This window comes from Thermoactinospora rubra, assembly GCF_002093975.1.
GTDB lineage: Bacteria > Actinomycetota > Actinomycetes > Streptosporangiales > Streptosporangiaceae > Nonomuraea > Nonomuraea rubra_A.
In genome coordinates this window covers 333,313-353,523 of record NZ_KZ084325.1, presented here as the reverse complement: position 1 = coordinate 353,523, position 20,211 = coordinate 333,313, and the positions used below count along the sequence as shown (strand labels likewise).

Annotated in this window: 19 protein-coding genes and 1 riboswitch; of the genes, 11 read left to right on the top strand and 8 right to left on the bottom strand. The window is 73.2% G+C overall.

The genetic code is table 11. From position 1 onward, the window contains the following. Window positions 1-813: 813 nt before the first annotated feature. The 6 genes from BSB02_RS04185 to BSB02_RS04160 are packed head-to-tail and all read right to left on the bottom strand — an operon-like array spanning window position 814 to window position 5,706. On the bottom strand, window positions 814-1,035 hold the full coding sequence (locus tag BSB02_RS04185; RefSeq protein WP_084956899.1) for a hypothetical protein: 222 nt from the start codon (window positions 1,033-1,035) through the stop codon (window positions 814-816). Beyond that, window positions 1,032-1,871 carry a DUF4097 family beta strand repeat-containing protein gene (locus BSB02_RS04180; RefSeq protein ID WP_084956897.1) on the bottom strand — a complete coding sequence of 280 codons (840 nt, stop codon included), beginning with the start codon at window positions 1,869-1,871 and terminating at the stop codon, window positions 1,032-1,034. The genes BSB02_RS04185 and BSB02_RS04180 overlap by 4 nt, the downstream gene beginning before the upstream one ends. A 26-nt stretch (window positions 1,872-1,897) precedes the next feature. Beyond that, window positions 1,898-2,416 carry a toxin-antitoxin system HicB family antitoxin gene (locus BSB02_RS04175; protein WP_084956895.1) on the bottom strand — a complete coding sequence of 173 codons (519 nt, stop codon included), beginning with the start codon at window positions 2,414-2,416 and terminating at the stop codon, window positions 1,898-1,900. Between the two features lie 39 nt (window positions 2,417-2,455). Next, entirely contained in the window at window positions 2,456-3,559 is a 1,104-nt protein-coding gene (locus BSB02_RS04170; RefSeq protein WP_084956893.1) for a glycosyltransferase family 4 protein, read from the bottom strand. Window positions 3,560-3,569: 10 nt separating this feature from the next. Then, the gene (locus BSB02_RS04165; protein ID WP_240506162.1) at window positions 3,570-4,976 is read right to left on the bottom strand and encodes a M48 family metallopeptidase; all 1,407 of its coding nucleotides are present in this window, start codon (window positions 4,974-4,976) and stop codon (window positions 3,570-3,572) included. Continuing rightward, window positions 4,969-5,706, bottom strand: coding sequence for a hypothetical protein (locus BSB02_RS04160; protein WP_084956891.1), 738 nt, complete (start codon window positions 5,704-5,706; stop codon window positions 4,969-4,971). Before BSB02_RS04160 ends, BSB02_RS04165 begins: the two co-directional genes overlap by 8 nt. Window positions 5,707-5,813: 107 nt before the next feature. Here BSB02_RS04160 and BSB02_RS04155 point away from each other — a divergent pair, with 107 nt between their 5' ends. From BSB02_RS04155 to BSB02_RS04140, 4 genes are read left to right on the top strand one after another with little or no spacing between them, the layout of a single operon-like run. Continuing rightward, window positions 5,814-6,866, top strand: coding sequence for a polyprenyl synthetase family protein (locus BSB02_RS04155; RefSeq protein WP_240506161.1), 1,053 nt, complete (start codon window positions 5,814-5,816; stop codon window positions 6,864-6,866). Between the two features lie 49 nt (window positions 6,867-6,915). Then, window positions 6,916-8,334, top strand: a complete 1,419-nt coding sequence (locus BSB02_RS04150; RefSeq protein WP_084956887.1) for a family 2B encapsulin nanocompartment shell protein — start codon at window positions 6,916-6,918, stop codon at window positions 8,332-8,334. After that, window positions 8,335-10,437 (top strand): terpene synthase family protein, encoded by a 2,103-nt coding sequence (locus BSB02_RS04145; RefSeq protein ID WP_084956885.1) that lies wholly within the window; start codon window positions 8,335-8,337, stop codon window positions 10,435-10,437. Next, window positions 10,422-11,756, top strand: coding sequence for a family 2B encapsulin nanocompartment shell protein (locus tag BSB02_RS04140; protein ID WP_084956883.1), 1,335 nt, complete (start codon window positions 10,422-10,424; stop codon window positions 11,754-11,756). Before BSB02_RS04145 ends, BSB02_RS04140 begins: the two co-directional genes overlap by 16 nt. Window positions 11,757-11,826: 70 nt before the next feature. Here the strand turns inward: BSB02_RS04140 and BSB02_RS04135 are convergent, their stop codons facing one another. Together BSB02_RS04135 and BSB02_RS04130 are read right to left on the bottom strand one after the other, a co-directional pair. After that, window positions 11,827-12,336: a C40 family peptidase gene (locus BSB02_RS04135; RefSeq protein WP_240506160.1), complete on the bottom strand. Its 510-nt coding sequence runs from the start codon at window positions 12,334-12,336 to the stop codon at window positions 11,827-11,829. 64 nt (window positions 12,337-12,400) lie between these two features. Then, window positions 12,401-12,559, bottom strand: a riboswitch (cyclic di-AMP (ydaO/yuaA leader). Between the two features lie 257 nt (window positions 12,560-12,816). Further along, on the bottom strand, window positions 12,817-14,514 hold the full coding sequence (locus tag BSB02_RS04130; RefSeq protein ID WP_084956881.1) for an AMP-dependent synthetase/ligase: 1,698 nt from the start codon (window positions 14,512-14,514) through the stop codon (window positions 12,817-12,819). 61 nt (window positions 14,515-14,575) lie between these two features. Here BSB02_RS04130 and BSB02_RS04125 point away from each other — a divergent pair, with 61 nt between their 5' ends. From BSB02_RS04125 to BSB02_RS04095, 7 genes are all read left to right on the top strand, one after another. Continuing rightward, window positions 14,576-15,343, top strand: coding sequence for a metallophosphoesterase family protein (locus tag BSB02_RS04125; protein WP_143590207.1), 768 nt, complete (start codon window positions 14,576-14,578; stop codon window positions 15,341-15,343). Between the two features lie 21 nt (window positions 15,344-15,364). Then, window positions 15,365-15,802, top strand: coding sequence for an SRPBCC family protein (locus tag BSB02_RS04120; RefSeq protein ID WP_084956877.1), 438 nt, complete (start codon window positions 15,365-15,367; stop codon window positions 15,800-15,802). Next, window positions 15,799-16,938 (top strand): ArsA family ATPase, encoded by a 1,140-nt coding sequence (locus BSB02_RS04115; RefSeq protein ID WP_084956875.1) that lies wholly within the window; start codon window positions 15,799-15,801, stop codon window positions 16,936-16,938. Before BSB02_RS04120 ends, BSB02_RS04115 begins: the two co-directional genes overlap by 4 nt. Beyond that, window positions 16,931-17,314 carry a DUF5304 family protein gene (locus BSB02_RS04110; protein WP_084956873.1) on the top strand — a complete coding sequence of 128 codons (384 nt, stop codon included), beginning with the start codon at window positions 16,931-16,933 and terminating at the stop codon, window positions 17,312-17,314. Before BSB02_RS04115 ends, BSB02_RS04110 begins: the two co-directional genes overlap by 8 nt. A 13-nt stretch (window positions 17,315-17,327) precedes the next feature. After that, a complete protein-coding gene (locus BSB02_RS04105) occupies window positions 17,328-18,260 on the top strand; it encodes an ROK family glucokinase (RefSeq protein WP_084956871.1) in 933 nt (310 codons plus the stop codon). Between the two features lie 84 nt (window positions 18,261-18,344). Next, a complete protein-coding gene (locus BSB02_RS04100) occupies window positions 18,345-19,019 on the top strand; it encodes an endonuclease/exonuclease/phosphatase family protein (RefSeq protein WP_084956869.1) in 675 nt (224 codons plus the stop codon). A 72-nt stretch (window positions 19,020-19,091) separates the two neighbouring features. After that, on the top strand, window positions 19,092-20,201 hold the full coding sequence (locus BSB02_RS04095) for a beta propeller repeat protein (RefSeq protein ID WP_240506159.1): 1,110 nt from the start codon (window positions 19,092-19,094) through the stop codon (window positions 20,199-20,201). Window positions 20,202-20,211: the final 10 nt, after the last annotated feature.

Genomic DNA, 20,211 nt, shown 5'->3' with positions numbered 1-20,211 from the left:
GGCTTCCCTCCCGAGGACTCCCTCAAGCCTCCGGAGCGTCTTCCCCGGCTTTCCGAAACCCTCTGGAGGATTTCCCCGGGACCTCAGGAAAAGGGAAGCGGTACGTGACCTGACGGCTGGTGGAGTCCGGCAGGGGACTTCCCTGGGGCCTCCGGGAATGGTTTCCACGGGCTTCCGCAGGCCCCAGGCAACCCCGGGTGCTTTCCGCAGGGCCTCCAGGCGATCCCGGACGCTTCCTGCGGGCCCAGGCGACCTCCAGACGCTTCTCGCATGACCTCCAGGCGATCCCCGGGTGCTTCCCGCAGGCTCCAGGCAGTCTCCGGGTGCTTCCATAGGACCCCCAGGTGCTTCCGGCAGAACCCCAGGCGGCTCGTAGGGCTTCGAGGGGCGCGATGGAAGGAGGCCGTGTTTCCCGCAGGGCCCCGGATCGGATGCGTCCCCCATGTCCTTGGCGGCGTCTCGCAGCGCCTCCTCGCTGCCCTCTCGCGCTGGCTGCGGGACGATGGGCGCGTGCGGCTACGCCGCCCTACGGGTTGGCCAGGCCGCTCATCCGCCTGGGACGGGCGGGCGCCTGTCCCGCCTGCGGTCCGAAGCGGCGGAGTGTCCTGCTTGGGGCTCGAAACGACGGGTGTCCCGCCTGAGTCGGGAAGCAACGGGGTCGGCCTGGTCGCCCGGCCTGGGCGGGTCGGCATCTGCCACCACTGCGCCGATGCGAGATGGCCGGGATGGCGTTGTCCTGCCGGGTGGATCGAGAGAGCACCTACCCCGGACGCGGTCGTGGACGGGCTCGGCGCCGGCCCGCGAAGCCGTGGCTCAGGTCGCCAGCGGGCGGGAGGGCGGGGTGTCGATGGTGTCGGCGAGGTGGTGGAGGGCGGTGGCCAGGCGGCGGCGGAAGCCGGGGCGGCGCGTGACGAGCGGCGGGGAGGAACGCCTGGAAGAGCGCCGGGCCTGAGCCGCGAGACGCGATTCGGCCGCCTGCCGCATGTGCTCGACGTGAATGAGGACGGCGTGCCGGAAGAGGGGCTCGTCTGTCATCGCGCGGCTCCCGCCCGGACGATGGAGATGTCGCCGCTCGTGGTGCGAGCGCTGACCTCGGCGGTGGGCTCGCCGCCGGACGGCGCCTCGGTCCGGTCCAGCTGGGAGTTCACCCGCCCGGACAGGGACGACACGTCGAGCCAGGCGGCGGTGCCATGGGCGACGGCGATGGTGACGTCGCCGGACGCGCTGCGCGCGACCACGCGGCCCTGACGCACGCCGCGCAGGGTGAGGTCGCCCGAGGCGGACCGCGCGCTCACCTCGGCCCCGGGTTGCTCCAGCTCGGCGTCGCCGCTGGTGGTCTCGATCTCCGTGGTGCCGTGGACGGCGCCGATCCGCACGGATCCCGAGCTGGACGTGACGGCGGCATCGCCCTCGACGGTGCCGCACTTGACGTCACCTGACGCCGTCTTGATGCGAAGTGATGCCACACGTGCGATCGAGATGTCGCCGGAGGCCGTCTTGACGGCCGTCTCCCCGGCCTGCTCCACCGACACGTCGCCGGAGGCGGTCTGCACCTGCACGCCGCCCAGCGGCCCGCGCAGGGAGACGTCCGCCGAGGCCGTGGTGGCGTGGACGGCCGAGCCCGAGGGCAGGCCGACGACGATGCGCAGGGACGGGCTGCGCAGGCGGAAGGCCGCCGGCTCGGGGGCTTTGATCACGACGGTGTCGCCGGCGTGCTCGACCTGGACCGACCGGGCGTAGTCCTCGTCGGCGCCGCGGCTGGGCCGTACCTGGACGTCGGTGTCGGCGCGGTCGCCCGCGACGACCTCGAGGTCGCCCGCGGCGAAGGAGACCTGCAGGGTGATCGGTCCGGGGGTGGGGAAGGTCGGCATGATGTCTGGCTCCTTTGTGCGAATGGTCAGCGGGCCCAGCCGGTCAGGCGCTTGCCCGGCGGCATGCCGGGCGGCGGCTGCTCGGAGACGGCGAAGGTGAGGGCGCGCACGAGCCAGGCGTTGACCGACATGCCCGCGTTGCTCGCGGCCTGCTCGATGCGGGCCTTGAGCGACTCGGGCAGGCGCAGCGTCATCCTGGCCGTGCCGGGCTCGCCCTCGCCGGGAGGCGAAGGCGGCGCTGGCGGCTCGGGGGGCAGCGGCACGCCAGGCGGGAAGCCGGACGGGAAGCCGCTGTGACCGGCCGGGGGCGCGGTGACCACGAGCTGCGGCTCCCTGCCCCTGATGCGGACCTCGACGACGCCCGGCTCGATCTGCCTGGTCACCTCGTCGGCCGCGTCGGAGAGCACCTCGAGCAGGGTCAGCCGGACCGCCGCCTCGAGCGCGGACGTCAGCCGGTCCGCCGCGGCGCCCGCCTCCGGGCCGGCGATCTCGGCGGCGGCGCTGAGCTCCCGCCGGAGGCCGTCGATGTACGTCGTCAACTCCATGACGCCATCATGGCATCACAATGACGTCAAATCAAGCCTTCATGACGTCACCAGGTCGTGGAACCGTGCGGCGACCGAGTCCCACGCCCACTCCCGGACGATCCACTCGCGGCCGAGCGTGCCCAGCTTCGCGGCCCGCGCCCGGTCGGTGAGCAGGTCGATCACCGCCCCGGCCACCTCCGCGACGGACCGGCCGTCCACCACGAGCCCCGTCTCGCCGTGCCGCACCGCGTCCGGGGCCCCGCCGGACGCCCCGGCCACCACCGGCAGCCCGCAGGCCGAGGCCTCCAGGAACACGATCCCGAGCCCTTCCACGTCGACGCCGCCCAGCCTGGTACGGCACGGCATCGCGAAGACGTCGGCCGCCGCGTAGTAGCCGGGCAGCTCCTCGGCCGCCACGGTCCCCGCGAAGCGCACCGAGTCGCCCAGCCCGGCGGCCAGCCGTTCCAGCCGCCTGCGGTACGGCCCGCCGCCCACCAGCACGAGCACGGCGCCGGGCACGGCCCGCAGCACGCGGGGCCAGGCCCGGATGAGCTGGTCCTGCCCCTTGCGCGGCACCAGCCTGGACACGCACAGCACCACCGGCCGGTCGCCCAGGCCCAGCGCCCGGCGCACCGGCGAGCCGTCCAGGCCGGGCCGGAACGTCTCGGGGTCCACGCCCGGCGCGAGCCGTACCAGCTTGTCCTCGGCGACGGCGGCGCGCAGCCGGGCATGCGTGTAGTCCCCCAGGTAGGTCACGACATCGGCGTGCGCGCCGATCCGGCGCAGGAGCGCGCGCGACCCGGGCCAGGCCGCCCAGGAGGCCTCGTGCCCGTGCGTCAGCATGACCACACGCTCGGCGCCGGCCGCCCGCAGGCCGGGCGCCAGCAGCCCGAGGGGGGCGGCGGCGCCGAACACGACGGTGCGCGCGCCGTGCTCGGCCACCAGGGCGGCGGCCCGCCGCGCGACCGCGCGCGTGGGCAGCATGATCGAGCCCGGGTGGCGGATCACCGGGTACGGCTGGCGCCGGTCGAACTCCCGGCAGCCGCGCCAGGAGGAGGCGTAGACGACCACGCCCGGGGTGCGCAGCGCCAGGCCATGCACGAACGACTGGATGCCGCCGGGGCGCGGCGGGAAGTCGTTGGTGACGATCAGGACTGTCATGGCGGGACGGTCATGGCTCCGGGACGTGGTTCAGCCGGGCCCACGTGCGCGCCATCGCGATGCGCTCGGGCGCCGTGGGATGGGAGGCGTAGAGGGCATACTCCACGACATCTGGCGACAAATCGGAAATATTAGTGACTGCCAGGCGTTTCTGCATGGCCACGAACGTGCCCGGATCTCGCGTCAGGTTCAGCGCGCTCAGGTCGGCCCGTGCCTCGATGTGGCGGCTCACCAGGTTCTGCGCGGGCCCGGACAGCACGGTGGCGAGCGTCATCAGGCCCATGACGGCGCCCACGGCACGCGGATCGGCGATCGAGGCCACCCCGGCGCGCCGCCGTACCGGCCCGAAGACCACGAACAGCGCCGTCGCCCCGAAGGCGGCGCCCAGCCCGCCGACCAGCGTGCCGTGCAGCACGTCGCCGGCCTTGGCGTGGCCGAGCTCGTGCGCCACGACCAGCTCGACCTCCTTCAGCGGGGCCTTGAGCAGCGTGTCGTAGACGACGATCCTGCGGGTGGCGCCGAAGCCGGAGACGTAGGCGTTCAGGGCGGTCGTGCGGCGCGAGGCGTCGGCGATGAGCACGTCGTCCACGGGCACGCCGTCGCGGTGCGCCAGGGCCATCAGGTTGGTGCGCAGCTGGCTGGACGGCATGGGCTGGAAGTCGTTGAACAGCGGCTCGAAGACCAGCGGGTAGACGAAGGACGCGGCCACCGTGAACGCGAACGCGCCCGCCGCGGCGGGAATCCACCAGCGGGCCAGGCGGCGGGCCAGGGCGACCAGGGCGAGGATCAGCAGCGCGGTGACGAACGCGCTCACGCCGATGGACTTCAGGCGGTCGGCGGTCCAGCTCGCCCAGTCCTGGGTGGACAGGCCATACTCGCGCAGCCGGGTCTCGTACCACATGCCGAGAGGCCACCTGATCAGCTCGACGATCGCGGTGAGCGCGAGGACCGTCAGGGGGATGCGCAGCCACCAGGGGCCGCGCAGGCGATCGGCGACGCGGGCGCCGAAGGGGGTGGCGACGAGGAGGCCGGCGAACAGGATCGTCAGGCCCAGGGAGAGGTAGCCGGGCGTGCTGACGGCGGCGTCGAAGGCCTGCGAGCGGGCGATCTGGGCGGGGGAGAAGTCGCGGGCGGGATCGGGGCGGACGAGCTCGGGCTGGAGGGACCACGGCGTGGTGAGGGCGACGACGGCCAGGACGGCGGCGCCCAGGACGGCCATGGCGACGCCCGCTTCGCGCCGGATTCGGGGGTGCGCATGCTCGCCGTTGGACGTCCTCGCCGCCGGCGCCCTCCCGTCCCGCCGCGGTGCAGGCATGAGGGGGGAAGAGGGGGCGGGCGGGCCGCCCGGAGGGGGACCGGCGGGCGAGCCGGCGTACGGCATCGCGGTGGCCTCCTGGTCCTCCGGCCGGTCACTCATCCGTCTCCCCCTCCAGCTCCTGCAGGACGTACCGGCGCCACCACGCCGTGAAGGCGGCGGGCAACGCCGGGGCGGCGGCGCCCTCCACGGCATCACGGTAGAGCCTCACCAGCCGGTCCTCGCCGAACCGGGCCGCGATGAGGCGGCAGGCCAGCCAGGCCTCCTGGTAGGCCTGCGCCAGCCGCCGCGACCCCGGCGCGAACGCCTCGGGGCCGGGCAGCGCCGCGGGCAGGCGGCCGGCCCGCACCTCGCCGGCCAGCTCGGCGGCGGCCGTCGCGACCGGCAGACCCGCGTCCCGGTAGGCCACGTAGTCCGCGAACCCCTCACGCAGCCACACCGGCACCCCCGCGGTCCCGGCGACGACGTGCGTCAGCTCGTGGGTCAGCACGACGTCCCGCCCGACCGCCGTGAGGAGCGAGAACGCCTCCGGCACGACGATCACGCGCCCGGCGTGGGCCAGCGCGGCCATCCCGTCGACCGAGCCGGCCCCGGCCAGCCGCGCCGCCTCAGCCGCCGAGCCCGGCACCACCACGACGGGCTCGACCGCCCGCCCCAGCACCGCCTCCACGCGCGCGGCGGCCGTGCGCGCGTGCCGTACCAGATCCGCCCTCGGCAGCCCCGGCACGGCCGAGCCGGTCACCCGCGCCAGCCCGGCCGGAGCCCCGCCCGCGCACGTGGCCGCGGCCAGCAGCGCGCACAGCGCGGCTCGGCGGGTCACCCGGGCGGACATGTCCTCCAGGGTACGGACCGCTTCCTCTTGATGTGATGTTTGACTCGGTGTTATCTGGTCATTACTTAGCGTGGCAAGCGGGCCGGGCGACGAGGGAAGGTCTTCGGGTGGCCACAGAGACGATGCCGTACCAGAACCAGACGGACTGGCTGCGCAGCCAGGTGCACGACGCCCTGACCGCCTTCTTCGCCGAGCACTCGGCGCCCGTGGGCGACCCGGAGGTGACCGCCGCCTTCACGGTGCTGCGCGACTTCGTCCTCGACGGCGGCAAGCGGCTCCGGCCGGTCCTGTGCTTCTGGGGCTGGCGCGGCGCGGGCGGGCACAGCTTGGGCGGGCGCGAAGGCGCTTCCTGCCGGGACCGTCCCATCGTCTCGGTGGCCGCCGCGCTGGAGCTGTGCCACGCCGGGCTGCTGATCCACGACGACATCATGGACGGCAGCGACCTGCGGCGCGGCCGGCCGACCGTGCACCGCGCGCTGGGCCAGTCGGCGGCGATCCTGCTCGGCGTGCTGGCGCTGGCCTGGTCCGACGAGGTGTTCGCCGGGTGCGGGGCCGACCCGGTGCGGCTGCGCGCCGCCCGCCGCCGCTTCGACCGGATGCGCACCGAGGTCATCGCCGGCCAGTTCCTCGACGTGCTGGCCAGGGCCGGCGACGCGCCCGAGCGCGCGCTGACGGCCATCCGGTACAAGACCGCCAAGTACACCGTCGAGCGCCCGCTGCAGATCGGCGGCGAGCTGGCGGGGGCCGGCCCCGAGCTGCTGGCCGCCTACTCCCGGCTCGGCCTGCCCCTGGGCGAGGCGTTCCAGCTGCGCGACGACCTGCTGGGCGTCTTCGGCGACCCCGCCGAGACCGGCAAGTCCGCGCTGGACGACCTGCGCGAGGGCAGGCACACCCTGCTGATCGCGCACGCCTGGCAGCACGCCTCCCCGGCCGCCGCCCGCCACCTGCGGCTGTGGTACGGCAGCGCCGGGCTGACCGAACGGGCCGCCGAGACGATCCGGCAGATCCTCCTGGACACCGGCGCGGTCGCCCACGTCGAGACGATGATCGCCGACCGGGTCCGCCAGGCGCTCGAGGTGCTGCGGACCGCCCCCATCACGCCCGAGGCGCGGCAGGCGCTGACCCGGCTCGCCGACGGCATCGCCAACCGCACGCGCTGACTCCCCGCGGTATCCCTTCCCGATCCCAGTTAGGTGGGTGTGCTCTGCCATGACCGAGACGACCGTGACCAACGCCGCCGGCGACACCGCCGACAACACCGCCAACGGCCGGCTCAGCCTGTCCACCGCGGCGGCGCGCAACCTCGCGACCACCACCAAGACGCCGCCGCAGATGCAGGAGATCACCTCCCGCCACCTGCTCAAGGTCCTGCCCTGGGTGCAGGTGGTCGGCGGGACCTACCGGGTGAACCGGCGGCTCAGCTACGCGATCGGCGACGGGCGGCTGACCTTCGTCAACACCGGCGCCGACGTCCGCGTCATCCCGGCCGAGCTGTGCGAGCTGCCCGCGCTGCGCGGCTACGACGACTCCGGCGTCCTGGACGAGCTGGCCGGGCGGTTCGTCCAGCGCGAGGTCGGGCCGGACGAGGTCGTCGTCGAGGCGGGCTCGCCCGTCACCGACCTGTTCCTCGTGGCCCACGGCAAGGTCGTCAAGCTGGGCGAGGGCGCCTACGGCAACCACATCGAGCTGGGCGTCCTGGCCGACGGCGAGTACTTCGGCGACCGGGCCATGACCGAGGACGGCCTCGTGTGGGACTACACGGTCAAGGCGCTGACCGCCACGACCCTGCTCGCCCTGCCCCGCGAGGCGCTGCGCGAGCTGGCCGGCCGCGAGCGGAGCCTGCGGGAACGGCTGGAGCGGCACCGCACGGATCCGCCCAGGCCCACCAACGACTTCGGCGAGGCGGCGATCGACCTGGCCTCCGGCCACAGCGGCGAGCCGACGCTGCCGGGCACGTTCGTCGACTACGACGCCGCGCCGCGGGAGTACGAGCTGAGCGTCGCCCAGACCATCCTGCGGGTCCACACCCGCGTTGCCGACCTGTACAACGAGCCGATGAACCAGACCGAGCAGCAGCTGCGCCTGACCATCCACGCGCTGCGAGAGCGGCAGGAACACGAGCTGGTCAACAACCGCGTCTTCGGCCTGCTCCACAACGCCGACTTCAAGCAGCGCGTCCACACCCGCAGCGGCCCGCCGACCCCCGACGACATGGACGACCTGCTCGCCCTGGTGTGGAAGGAGCCCGCGGTCATCCTCGGCCACCCGCGCGCCATCGCCGCCTTCGGCCGCCAGTGCAACAGCCGCGGCCTGTACCCGCAGAGCGTGGAGGTCAACGGCCAGAAGGCGCCCGCCTGGCGCGGCGTGCCGATCCTGCCCTGCAACAAGATCCCCGTCACCGACCGCGGCATCAGCACCTTCATGGCCATGCGCGTCGGCGAGCAGAGCCAGGGCGTCATCGGGCTGTTCCGCACCGGCCTGGCCGACGAGTACGAGCCCGGCCTGTCGGTCCGCTTCATGGGCATCAACGACAAGGCGGTCATCTCCTACCTGGTGACCACCTACTTCTCGGCGGCCGTCCTGGTCCCCGACGCCCTGGCCCTGCTGGAGAGCGTCGAGGTCGGCTGAGTGTTCACCGTCGACTTCTACCTGCCGTATCCGGCCAGGCTGAACCCCAACGTCGAGACCGCGCGCGCCCACACCCGGCAGTGGGCCCGCGACATGGGCATGATCGACGGCACGGTCTGGACCGAGGAGCCCTTCGAGGGCATGGACTACGGCCTCATGTGCGCCTACACCCACCCCGACTGCGACGCGGAGGCGCTCAACCTGATCACCGACTGGTACGTGTGGGTGTTCTACTTCGACGACCACTTCCTGGAGACCTTCAAACGCACCCGCGACCTGGCCGGCGCGCAGGTCTACCTCGACCGGCTCGACGCCTTCATGGCCGGCGACCCGCCCGAGCCGGCCAACCCGGTCGAGCGGGGCCTGGCCGACCTGTGGGCCCGCACCGTGCCCGCCCGGTCGGCCGGGTGGCGCGAGCGGTTCGCGGAGGTGACGCGGGACCTGCTGCAGGAGTCGATGTGGGAGCTGTTCCACATCGACGCGGGCCTGGTGTCCAACCCGCTGGAGTACATCGAGGAGCGCCGCAAGGTGGGCGGCGCGCCCTGGTCGGCCTGCCTGGTGGAGCACGCCACGGGCGCGGAGGTCCCGCCGAGGCTGGCCGGCACCCGGCCGCTGCGGGTGCTCACCGAGAGCTTCGCCGACGCGGTCCACCTGCGCAACGACCTGTTCTCCTACCACCGCGAGGTGGCCGAGGAGGGCGAGCTGTCCAACTGCGTCCTGGTGTGCGAGCGCTTCTTCGGCTGCGACACCCAGCGGGCCGCCGAGCTCACCAACGACCTGCTCACCTCGCGGCTGCACCAGTTCGAGCACACCGTGCTCACCGAGCTGCCCCAGCTGTTCGCCGACCACGCCGTGGACCCGGCCGAGCAGGAGCGCGTCCTGCGGTACGCCAAGGGCCTGCAGGACTGGCAGGCCGGCGGCCACGAGTGGCACATGCGCTCCAACCGGTACGTCAAGCCCGGCACGGGCAGCTGGCCGGCCGTCTCGGCCTGGCACCTGACCGGTCCCGGCGGACTGCGCAACCACACGGCGGTGCCGTACCGGACCGTGGGCCCGGTGCGGCTGCCCGAGCTGCACATGCCGTTCCAGGTCGGGCAGAACCCCCACCTGGAGCAGGCCAGGGCGGCGGAGATCGAGTGGGCCCACAGGATGGGCTTCACGAGCGTCTGGACCGACCGGCAGATCCGCCTCCACGACTTCGCGCTCTGCTCGGCCGGCATCGACCCGGACGCCTCGCCGGAGGAGCTGATCCTGTCGGCGAACTGGCTCACCTGGGGCACCTACGGCGACGACTACTATCCACTGGCCTTCGGGCCCGACCTCGCGGCGGCCAAGGCGCAGAACCGGCGGCTGTCGCTGTTCATGCCGCTGGACCTGGCGCCGGCGGCCACCCCGGCCAACCCGCTGGAGCTCGGCCTGGCCGACCTGTGGTCCCGTACGGCCGAGCCGATGCCCCCGGCCTCACGCGCGGCCTTCCGCGCCGCCGTGGAGCGCATGGTCGTCAGCTGGGAGTGGGAGCTGGCCAACCAGGCGCAGCGCCGCGTGGCCGACCCGGTGGACTACATCGAGATGCGCCGCCTGACCTTCGGGTCGGACATGACGATGTCGCTGGCGCGGCTGAGGCCCGGCAGGCACATCCCGGACGAGCTCTACCGGGCCCGGCCGCTGTGGAGCATGACCCACGCCGCGCAGGACTACCTCTGCCTGCTCAACGACATCGTCTCCTACCAGAAGGAGATCCAGGTCCACGGCGAGACCGCCAACGGCGTGCTGGTCATGGAGACCTTCCTCGGCTGTGACCTGCCGCGGGCCGTCGAGGTCGTGGCCGCCCTGATGAACTCGCGGATGAAGCAGTTCCTGCACGTCGAGGCCGCCGACCTGCCCGCGCTGCTGGACGACGCCGGGGCGGACGACGAAGTCCGCCGCGCGGTCGCCGACCACGTCCAGGAGATGAAGGACTGGATGGCCGGGGTGATGAACTGGCACCTGCGCACCGGCCGCTACCGGCAGTACGCCGAGTGGGACCCGCTGCCGCGCGGCCTCGGCACGGCCACCACCAAGATCGTGAGCCTGGTGGGAGGCGCCCGATGGCCGATCGGCTGAGCCTGTCGACCGCGGCGGCGCGGCAACTGGCGACCACCACCAAGACACCGCCGCAGATGCGGGAGATCACCCCCCGGCACCTGCTTCGCGTCCTGCCCTGGGTGGAGGTGTCCGGCGGCGCCTACCGGGTGAACCGGCGCCTGACCTACGCGGTCGGCGACGGCCGGGTGACCTTCGTCGCCACCGGCGCCGACGTCCGCGTCATCCCGGCCGAGCTGGGCGAGCTGGCCTGGCTGCGCGGCTTCGACGACCCCGGCACGCTCCAGGCGCTCGCCGACCGGTTCGTCCAGCACGAGCTCGAACCGGGGGAGCGGGCCCCCGAGGCCGCCGTCCTGCTGGTGGCCCACGGCAAGCTCGACAAGCTGCGCCCCGGCGAGTACGGCAGGCCCCGCTCGCTCGGCGTGCTGGCCGACGGCGACCACCTCGCCACAGACCGTCTCGACGGGGAGCCGGACGTCTACGCCCGGGCCGTCACCTCCTGCACGGTGCTGACCCTCTCGCGCGCCGACCTGGAGGACGTCGTGTCCCGCTCCCCGGCGCTGCGGGCCCACCTGGACCGGCGCACCGACGGGCGCGCGGACGGCAGGGCGGTCAACAGGTACGGCGAGGCGGCGATCGAGCTGGCGGCCGGGCACAGCGGCGAGCCGACGCTGCCGGGCACGTTCGTCGACTACGACGCCGCGCCGCGGGAGTACGAGCTGAGCGTCGCCCAGACCATCCTGCAGGTGCACACCCGCGTTGCCGATCTGTACAACGAGCCGATGAACCAGACCGAGCAGCAGCTGCGGCTGACCACCCACGCGCTGCGCGAGCGGCAGGAACACGAGCTGGTCAACAACCGCGACTTCGGCCTGCTCCACAACGCCGACTTCAAGCAGCGCGTCCACACCCGCGCCGGGCCGCCCACCCCCGACGACCTGGACGAGCTGCTCAGCCGCCGCCGCAGCTCTCACTTCTTCCTGGCCCACCCCCGGGCGATCGCCGCGTTCGGCCGCGAGTGCAACCGGCGCGGCGTGAGCCCCGGCGTCGCGGAGCGGGGGATCATGGCCTGGCGCGGCGTCCCGATCCTGCCGTGCGACAAGATCCCCGTCAGCCGCCGGGGGCTCACCTCGATCCTCGTGATGCGGACCGGGGCGGACAGGCAGGGCGTGGTCGGGCTGCGCCGTACCGGCCTGGTGGACGAGTACGAGCCCGGCGTGTCGGTGCGGTTCGCCGGGATCGACGACAAGGCGGTCGTCTCCTACCTGGTGACCACCTACTTCTCGGCGGCCGTGCTGGTGCCCGACGCGCTGGGCGTCCTGGAGAGCGTGCAGGTCTGACGGCACGCGAAGGCCCCGCCCGGGATGGGGCGGGGCCTTCTGCCGCTTGTGGACGAGCGCGACCGCACGGTCACGCGCCGGGCCGGACCGCGCCGGCGAAGGCGCGCTTGCGCCAGCCGCTCAGCGGCTCGATCCGCACGGTCTTGCCGGTGCGGGGCGAGTGCACGAAGCGGCCCTTGCCGACGTACATGCCCACATGGCCGCGACCGCTGAAGAACACCAGGTCGCCCGGCTTGAGCTGGCTGAAGGACACCTTCTTCCTGATGCGCGCGTACTGGCTGTGCGTCACGCGGGGGATCCTCACGCCGGCCTTACGCCAGGCGTACTGCACCAGGCCCGAGCAGTCGAAGGAGCCGGGACCCGTGCCGCCGTAGCGGTAGGGGTCACCGACCTGCGCCTTGGCGACGGCGACCGCCTTGCTCGCCCTGAGCTGCTGCAACGCGGCCTTGCTCAGCCTGGCCGTGCGGGCGGCGGGGGCGGTCTTGACGGTGCTCGTGCTGGTGACGGTGCTCTTGACGGTGACCGTCGCGGCCTGAGCCGGGGCGGCGTGGGAGGCGGGGAGCACCAGGCCGGTGCTCACGGCGACGCCACCCAGGGCAAGGCACGACAAAAGGGGGATACGGCGGGTAGACAGTGTGTCTCCTTGGGACTTCCACGAACGCCTACCGGGTTAGCTGACGGGTTAGGGCGTGGAAGTCGCCCTTCGGCGCCCCGCTGTTCAGCGGGCCGCGCCGATTCACCCCGAGAAAGGTGGGTCCCCGGCTCCGTGCCTCCTGTCTGCACGGATTCGGCAAGCGGATGGCTATCTGTCCAGATCGGCCGTCATGGGGGCCGATGCCTCGAACGGCGGCGCCATGGCTTGAACGCCGCGAGGCCCGAAGCTAGCCCGGGGATCTCGAAACGGCAACGCCACGGTCAAGAGTCAGGATTCTCCGGGCGGTTTGTCAAAAAAGAATCTACCTGCTCATAGGCAAACAAGAAGCCGCGAATGTGGCCTTGCTCACATTCGCGGCCTCACAGCAGCCGTCAAGTCACTTTTATGGCATTAATCACAAAAATCTCAGGAGTAAAGCGCCTCGATCTCGTCGGCGAAGTCACGCATGACGACATTTCGCTTGATCTTCAGCGTCGGCGTGAGATGTCCTGACTCCTCGGTCAGGTCGCGGTCGAGGATGGCGAACTTGCGGATCTGCTCCGCGCGCGACACCGACCGGTTCGCCGCGTCGACGGCGGCCTGGACCTCCGCCCGGATCTGCTCCTCGCTCAGCCGCGTCCCCTCCAGCGCCTCCTGGTCGAGGGTGACGAGCGCGGCCACGAACGGGCGGTTCTCGCCCACGACCATCGCCTGGGAGACCAGCGGGTGGGCGCGGATGGCGTCCTCCAGCGGCCCGGGGGCGACGTTCTTGCCCGCCGCGGTCACCAGGATCTCCTTCTTGCGCCCGGTGATGCGCAGGTAGCCCTCCTCGTCCAGCTCGCCGACGTCGCCGGTGTGGTACCAGCCGTCCGCGTCGATCGCCTCGGCGGTGGCCTCCGGGTTGTTCCAGTAGCCGTCGAACACGTGACGGCCCTTGACGAGGACCTCCCCGTCGTCGGCGATCCGCACGGTGACGCCGGGCAGCGGCTTGCCGACCGTGCCGACCTTGTTGGCGCCGGGCGGGTTCACGGACGTGGGGGCGGTGGTCTCGGTCAGGCCGTAGCCCTCGAACACCTCGATGCCCGCGCCGCGGAAGAAGTGGCCCAGCCGCTCGCCCAGCGCCGAGCCGCCGCTGACGGCCGCGGTCAGCCGCCCGCCGGTGGCCTCGCGCAGCCTGCCGTACACGAGCCTGTCGAACAGCCAGTGCCGCAGCCGGGCGCGGGAGGGGTCGCGGCTCCAGGCCACGGCGGCGTCGGCGGCCATGGCGAAGATCTTGCCCTTGCCGGAGGCGATCGCCTTCTGCTCGGCGCCGTTGTAGACCTTCTCGAACACGCGCGGCACGCCCAGCAGGAACGTCGGCTGGAAGGAGGCCAGGTCGGGCGCGACGTTCTTCATGTTCGGCGTGTGGCCCAGCACCGCGCCCGTCTCCACGAACACGACCTGGATCAGCCGGGCGAAGATGTGCGCCAGCGGCAGGAACAGCAGCGCCGAGGCGTCGCTGCGGCTCAGCAGCGGTTCCAGCGGGCCCTGGGCCACGTTGCGCGCGGTGAACAGCAGGTTGTCGTGGGTGATGCGGCAGCCTTTGGGCCGGCCGGTGGTCCCGGAGGTGTAGACGATGGTCGCCAGGCCGGGGCGGCGCAGTCCCTCCAGCGCCGCCTCGCCGACCTCGCCGGGGTCGAGGTCCTGGTCGACCCGCCACACCAGCTTCAGGCCGGGCGCGGCCTCGCGCACCGTCGCCTCGTGGGCGTCGAGCTCGACGAAGGCCGCCTTGGCCCCGCTGTCGGACAGGATCCAGCGGACCTGCTCGACCGAGGAGGTCTCGTAGACGGGCACGGTCACCGCGCCCGCCAGCCAGATCGCGTAGTCGACCAGGGTCCACTCGTAGCGGGTGCGGGACATCAGCGCCACCCGGTCGCCCGGCTCGACGCCCGCCGCCACCAGCCCCCTGGCCAGGGCCGCCACCTGGTCGCGGAACTCCCGCGCGGTCACCGGCAGCCACCGCTCGCCGTCTTTGCGCCGCATCACCACGGCGTCGGGGGTCTGCTCGGCACGCCGGACCACGGTGTCGGCCAGGGTCGCCGAAGGGGGCACATCCACCAGGACCGGGACGCTGTACTCACGCACGGAAACACTCCTCGATGAAACGCGGTCCACACGCTAGCAGCCCCTTCGTAGGATGACGGCCATGCGGGTTCACGTGGTCAGCGACGTCCACGGCAGGGCCGACGCGCTGGCCCGGGCGGGCGACGGCGCCGACGCGCTCATCTGCCTGGGCGACCTGATCCTGTTCATCGACTACGACGACCACGCGCAGGGCATCTTCGCCGACTTGTTCGGCGCCGAGCGGGCCGCCGAGTTCATCGCGCTGCGCACCGCCCGGCGGTTCGAGGAGGCCAGGGCCTTCTCGGCGCGGCTGTGGGCGAGCCTGGGCGGCGACCCGCGCGAGCACATCGAGCGCAACGTGCGCGAGCAGTACCGGACCCTCTTCGAGGCCATGCCCACCCCGGCCTACCTCACCTACGGCAACGTGGACGTGCCGCGGCTGTGGGCCGAGCACCTCAAACCGGGACACCACGTGCTCGACGGCCAGACGGTCGAGCTGGGCGGCTGGCGGTTCGGCTTCGTCGGCGGCGGGCTGCGCACCGAGTACCGCACGCCGCACGAGCTGGACGAGGCCGACTTCAACGCCAAGGTGGCGGCCCTGGGCGAGGTGGACGTGCTGTGCACGCACATCCCGCCCGCCGTGCCCGAGCTGCTGTACGACACCGTCGCCCGGCGCCTGGAGCGCGGCAGCGAGGCCACGCTGGAGCTGATCAGGCGGACCCAGCCCCGCTACGCCCTGTTCGGGCACGTCCACCAGCCGCTCTATCCACGCATGCGCATCGGCCGCACCGAGTGCGTCAACGTCGGACACTTCCGCGGCAAGGGAGTTCCGTACATCCTGGAGTGGTGAGCGGACCGGTACGGTTGTCGCATGGCTGATCGCACTTCCTCGAGCATCACCGTCGACGCCGACCCGGCGAGCGTGATGGCGGTCATCGCCGACTTCCCCTCCTACCCCCAGTGGGCCGGCCAGGTGAAGAGCGCGGAGATCCTGTCCACGCGCGAGGACGGCAGGCCGGCCACCGTCCGGTTCGTCCTGGACGCGGGGGTCATCAGCGACTCCTACACCCTCGCCTACGACTGGAGCGGCGAGGAGCTCGTCAGCTGGCGGATGCACGAGCCCGGCACGATGGTCTCCGGGCTGACCGGGAGCTACCGGCTCGTGCCGCAGGACGGCGCCACCCACGTGACCTACGAGCTGGCCGTCGACCTCAAGGTCCCCATGATCGGCATGATCAGGCGCAAGGCGGAGAAGGTCATCGTCGACACCGCCTTGAAGGGCCTGAAGAAGCGCGTGGAAGGCCGATGAGGCTCCTGCTGTTCACCGGCAAGGGCGGGGTCGGCAAGACCACCGCCGCCGCGGCGACGGCCACGCTGGCCGCCCGGCGCGGACTGAAGACCCTGGTGGTCTCCACCGACACCGCGCACTCGCTGGCCGACGCCCTGGCGGCCGAGCCCGGCGAGATCGCCCCCGGCCTGCGCCTGCACCAGGTCGACACGCAGCGGTCGCTGGAGCGCCACTGGGGCGAGCTGCAGCGCTACGCCAAGGACGTGCTCGGCGAGCTCGGCCTGGACGAGATCACCTCCGAGGAGATCACCGTCCTGCCCGGCGCCGAGGAGGTCATCGCCCTGCTGGAGCTGCGCGAGCACGCCCGATCCGACAGCTGGGACGTCATCGTCGTCGACTGCGCGCCCACCGCCGAGACGCTGCGCCTGCTGGCCCTGCCCGAGGCGCTGGACTGGCACGTCACCAAGCTCATGCCGGTGGGCCGCCGCCTCATGAAGGTGGCCGCGCCGTTCGTGCAGCGCGTCGCCCGCGTCAGCGCGCCCGGCGAGGAGGTCATGAACGCCGGCGAGCGCTTCCACCGCGGCCTGCTCGAACTCCGCGAGCTGCTCACCGGCCCCGGCGCCTCCGTCCGCCTGGTCCTGACCCCCGAGGCCGTCGTGCTGGCCGAGGCGCGCCGCACCCTGACCTCGCTCAACCTGTACGGCTACCGCGTCGACGCGGTCATCGCCAACCGCGTCTTCCCGGCCGACGGCGCCGACGCCTGGCGCGCCCAATGGGTGGCGGCGCAGTCCAGGCTGCTGGCCGAGGCCGAGCAGTCCTTCGCCCCGCTGCCCGTCCACATCGTGCCCTACCTGCCCGCCGAGCCGGTCGGCCTCGACGCGCTCGCCGAGGTCGGAGCCGCCCTGTACGGCGAGGCCGACCCCTTCGCGCCGCCCGGGGTCGACCCGCCGCTCACGATCGAGGGCCCGCTCCTGCGCCTGTCCCTGCCCGGGGCCAGCAAGGAGCAGGTCGACCTGGCGCGCAAAGGCGAGGAGCTGATCGTGACGGCCGGGCCGTACCGCAGGATCCTGGCCCTGCCCGCCGGGCTCGCCCGCAGGAAGATCTCGGCCGCGACGCTCCGCGACGGCGTGCTGGAGGTACGGTTCGAGCATGAGTGAGACCAGCGGGAGCGATCCGATCGGGACCGTGGCCGAGGAGGCCCGCAAGCTGTTCGAGGCGATCCAGGGGCGGGCCACCCGCCAGATGGGCAGGAGCATGCTCAACTCCATCGGCGGCGGCGGCCGCCGGGAGCGTGACGTGTGGAGCGAGGCGGTCTCCGAGCAGGACGAGTACATCTGCCGGGCCTGCCCCTTCTGCCGGGCCCTGGCCGCCCAGCGGGAGGCCGGCGGCGACGTGGCCGGCCACCTCATGGCCGCGGGAGGCGAGCTGTTCGCCGCCTTCCGCCAGGCGCTGGAGGCGCTGAGCCGTCCCGCCCCCCGGCGGCGGGAGCCCGAGCCGGCCGGGCAGAATGTCGAGCACATCGACCTGGGCTGAAAGGGTTTCGAGCATGCTCACGATCGGCGTGGACATCGGCGGCACGAAGGTCGCCGCGGGCGTGGTGGACGAGGAGGGCCGCATCCTCGCGCAGGCGCTGCGCCCCACGCCCGCCGACCGGCCCGACCTGGTCGCCGAGACCGTGGCCGACGTCGTGCGGGAGCTGGCCGACGGGCGCGACGTCGAGGCGGTCGGGGTCGGCGCGGCGGGCTTCGTCGACGAGACACGGTCGATCGTGCGCTTCGCGCCGAACCTCGCCTGGCGCGAGGAGCCGCTGCAGAAGAAGATCACCGAGCTGGTCGGGCTGCCCGTGGTCGTGGAGAACGACGCCAACGCCATGGCCTGGGCGGAGACCCGGTTCGGCGCGGGACGCGACCAGACCCACGTCGTGTGCATCACGGTCGGCACGGGGATCGGCGGCGGCCTGGTCTTCGACGGGCAGCTGTACCGCGGGCGGTGGGGCATGGGCGCCGAGCTGGGCCACATGCAGGTCGTCCCCGGCGGCAGGCGCTGCGGCTGCGGCAACCTCGGCTGCTGGGAGCAGTACGCCAGCGGCAATGCCCTGGTCACCCGGGCACGGGAGATCGCCGCCGAGGAGCCGGAGCGGGCCGCGATCCTGCTGGGCCTGGCCGGGGGCACCATCGAGGGCGAGGAGGTCACCGAGGCGGCCCGCCGCGGCGACCCGGCCTGCGCCGAGGCCTTCGAGCACATCGCCGACTGGCTCGGCCAGGGCATGGCCGACCTGGCCGCGGTCCTCGACCCGGGCTGCTTCATCGTCGGCGGCGGCGTCTCGCGAGCGGCCGACCTGTTCCTGGACCGGACCCGCGCGGCCTTCGCGCAGCGCCTCACCGGCCGGGGCCACCGCCCGGTCGCGGAGATCCGCCTGGCCCGGCTGGGCGCCTCCGCGGGCCTGGTGGGCGCCGCCGACCTCGCCCGCCAGCGCTAGCGTCCCCTGCCCGCACTGTGGGCGAAACGTCCATGTCGCCGCACAATCGACACTGTGAGGGTAGGGACGTACAACATCCGAGGGATGCGCGATGACGTGCCGGCTCTTGTCCGGGTCATCGCGGCGATGGACGCCGACGTCCTGTGCGTCCAGGAGGCGCCGCGCGCCCTCTGGTGCGGGCGCAGGCGCCGGGAGCTGGCCGAGCTGACCGGCACGCGCGTGGCCGCCGGATGCGGGCTGGCCGGTCTGGCCGTCTACGTCAAGCCCACGGTGAAGGTCGTGCACGCGGAGGCCCACCTGCTGCGGGTCTTCTTCCCGCGCGAGGTCCGCGGGCTCGCGACGGCCGTGGTGGAGCTGGAGGGCCTGCGGCTGGCGGCCGGCTCCATCCACCTGGATCTCGTCCCCGCCCACCGGCTCTACCACGCGACCGAGATCGTGGCGTTACTGGAGCGGGTGGCGGCGCGCTTCGCGGCGATCCCGGTGCTCGCCGGCGACCTCAACGAGCGCGACCACGAGCCGACGTGGCGCTACCTGGCCGCCAGGCTGGCCGACTGCTACGCGCGGGCCCCTCTCGGCGACGCGCCCACCTTCCCGGCGCGCAACCCGACGGCGCGCATCGACGCGGTCTTCGCGGGCGCCGGGCTGGAGGTGGACTCGTGCGGCGTCGTCCCCGCCCCGCGCGCGGACCTGGCCGCCGCGAGCGACCACCTTCCCGTCGTGGCCCGGCTCCGCCGGGCGGCGGTCGCGCCGGAGCCGTGACGGCAGCAAACAGCCGCATAACGGATTGCACCTCCCGGCGAGTCGCGGTCCGGCACCCCGTACGATTTGCACATGACCCGTCGCTCATGGCGGCGTGTGGTGGCGGCGTGCGCGCTCTCCCTGTCGATGGCTGCGTCGATGGCTGCGGGCCCTGCCGCGCACGCCGATCCCCGGCCCGGCACGATCGAGGCCTGGCAACGGTCCACCAGCGTGAGCCTGGAGGCCGACGGCGCGCTGTCCGACGTGCAGGCGCTGCCCACCGGAGAGGTGTGGGCGGTCGGCCACCAGCAGATCTGGGACGTCTGGCGCAACCGGGCGGCCATCCGCCACTGGAACGGCACGACATGGGCCGAGGTGCCGTTGCGCGACACCACCGGGGCCAGCGTGCTGCGCGGCGTGGCCGTGGCGGGACCGCGCGAGGTCTGGGCGATCGGCGACGGGCTGGACGGCCTGCCGTACCTCGCCAGGGGCGACGCGAGCGGCCTGGACCGGGTGACGGTGAGGGAACTGGCGGCCAGAGACCGGCTCGGCGGCGTCTACGCCAAGGGGGGCCGCGTGGTGGTCGTGGGCAGCCGCCGCGACATGTGGATGGTCCTGATCAAGGACGGCTCGTCCTGGACCACGCAGGTCTCCTCCACGCCCGGCGCGCTCTACGCCGTCTCGGGCGCCTTCGCCGTGGGCGACACGGGCACCCGGCCCCTTGTGGTGCGGCACTCGGGCGGCACGTGGAAACCGATGCGGCTGCCGGACATCCCGGGCGGGTACCTGCGCGACGTGCGCGCCGACGGCTCGCGTCACGCGGTGGCCGTCGGCGGCGTCTACACCCCGGCCGGGAAGGTCGAGCCGCTGGTGCTCACCTGGGACGGCAAGCGCTGGAGCCGCCAGGCGCTGCCGCGGACCGAGGCCCGGCTGTACGGCGTGGCGGGCGACGGGCACGGCAGGTACTGGATCTCCGGCTTCGATCCCGCCCGTCCCGGCGAGCCGTTCCTGCTGCGGCTGGAGAAGGGCGTGGGCACGATCATCAGGGGCGCGCCGTCCGGCGGGCGGGAGACCGTGCGGCTGCAGGCGGTGACGTACCTGCCGGGCAAGGGCCAGGTCTGGGCGGTCGGGCACGCGGTCGACACGGCCGACCGCTACACCGGCATCGTGGAGGCCTTCGGGCCGCGGCCCCAGGTCTCCTGAGCGGCCTCGC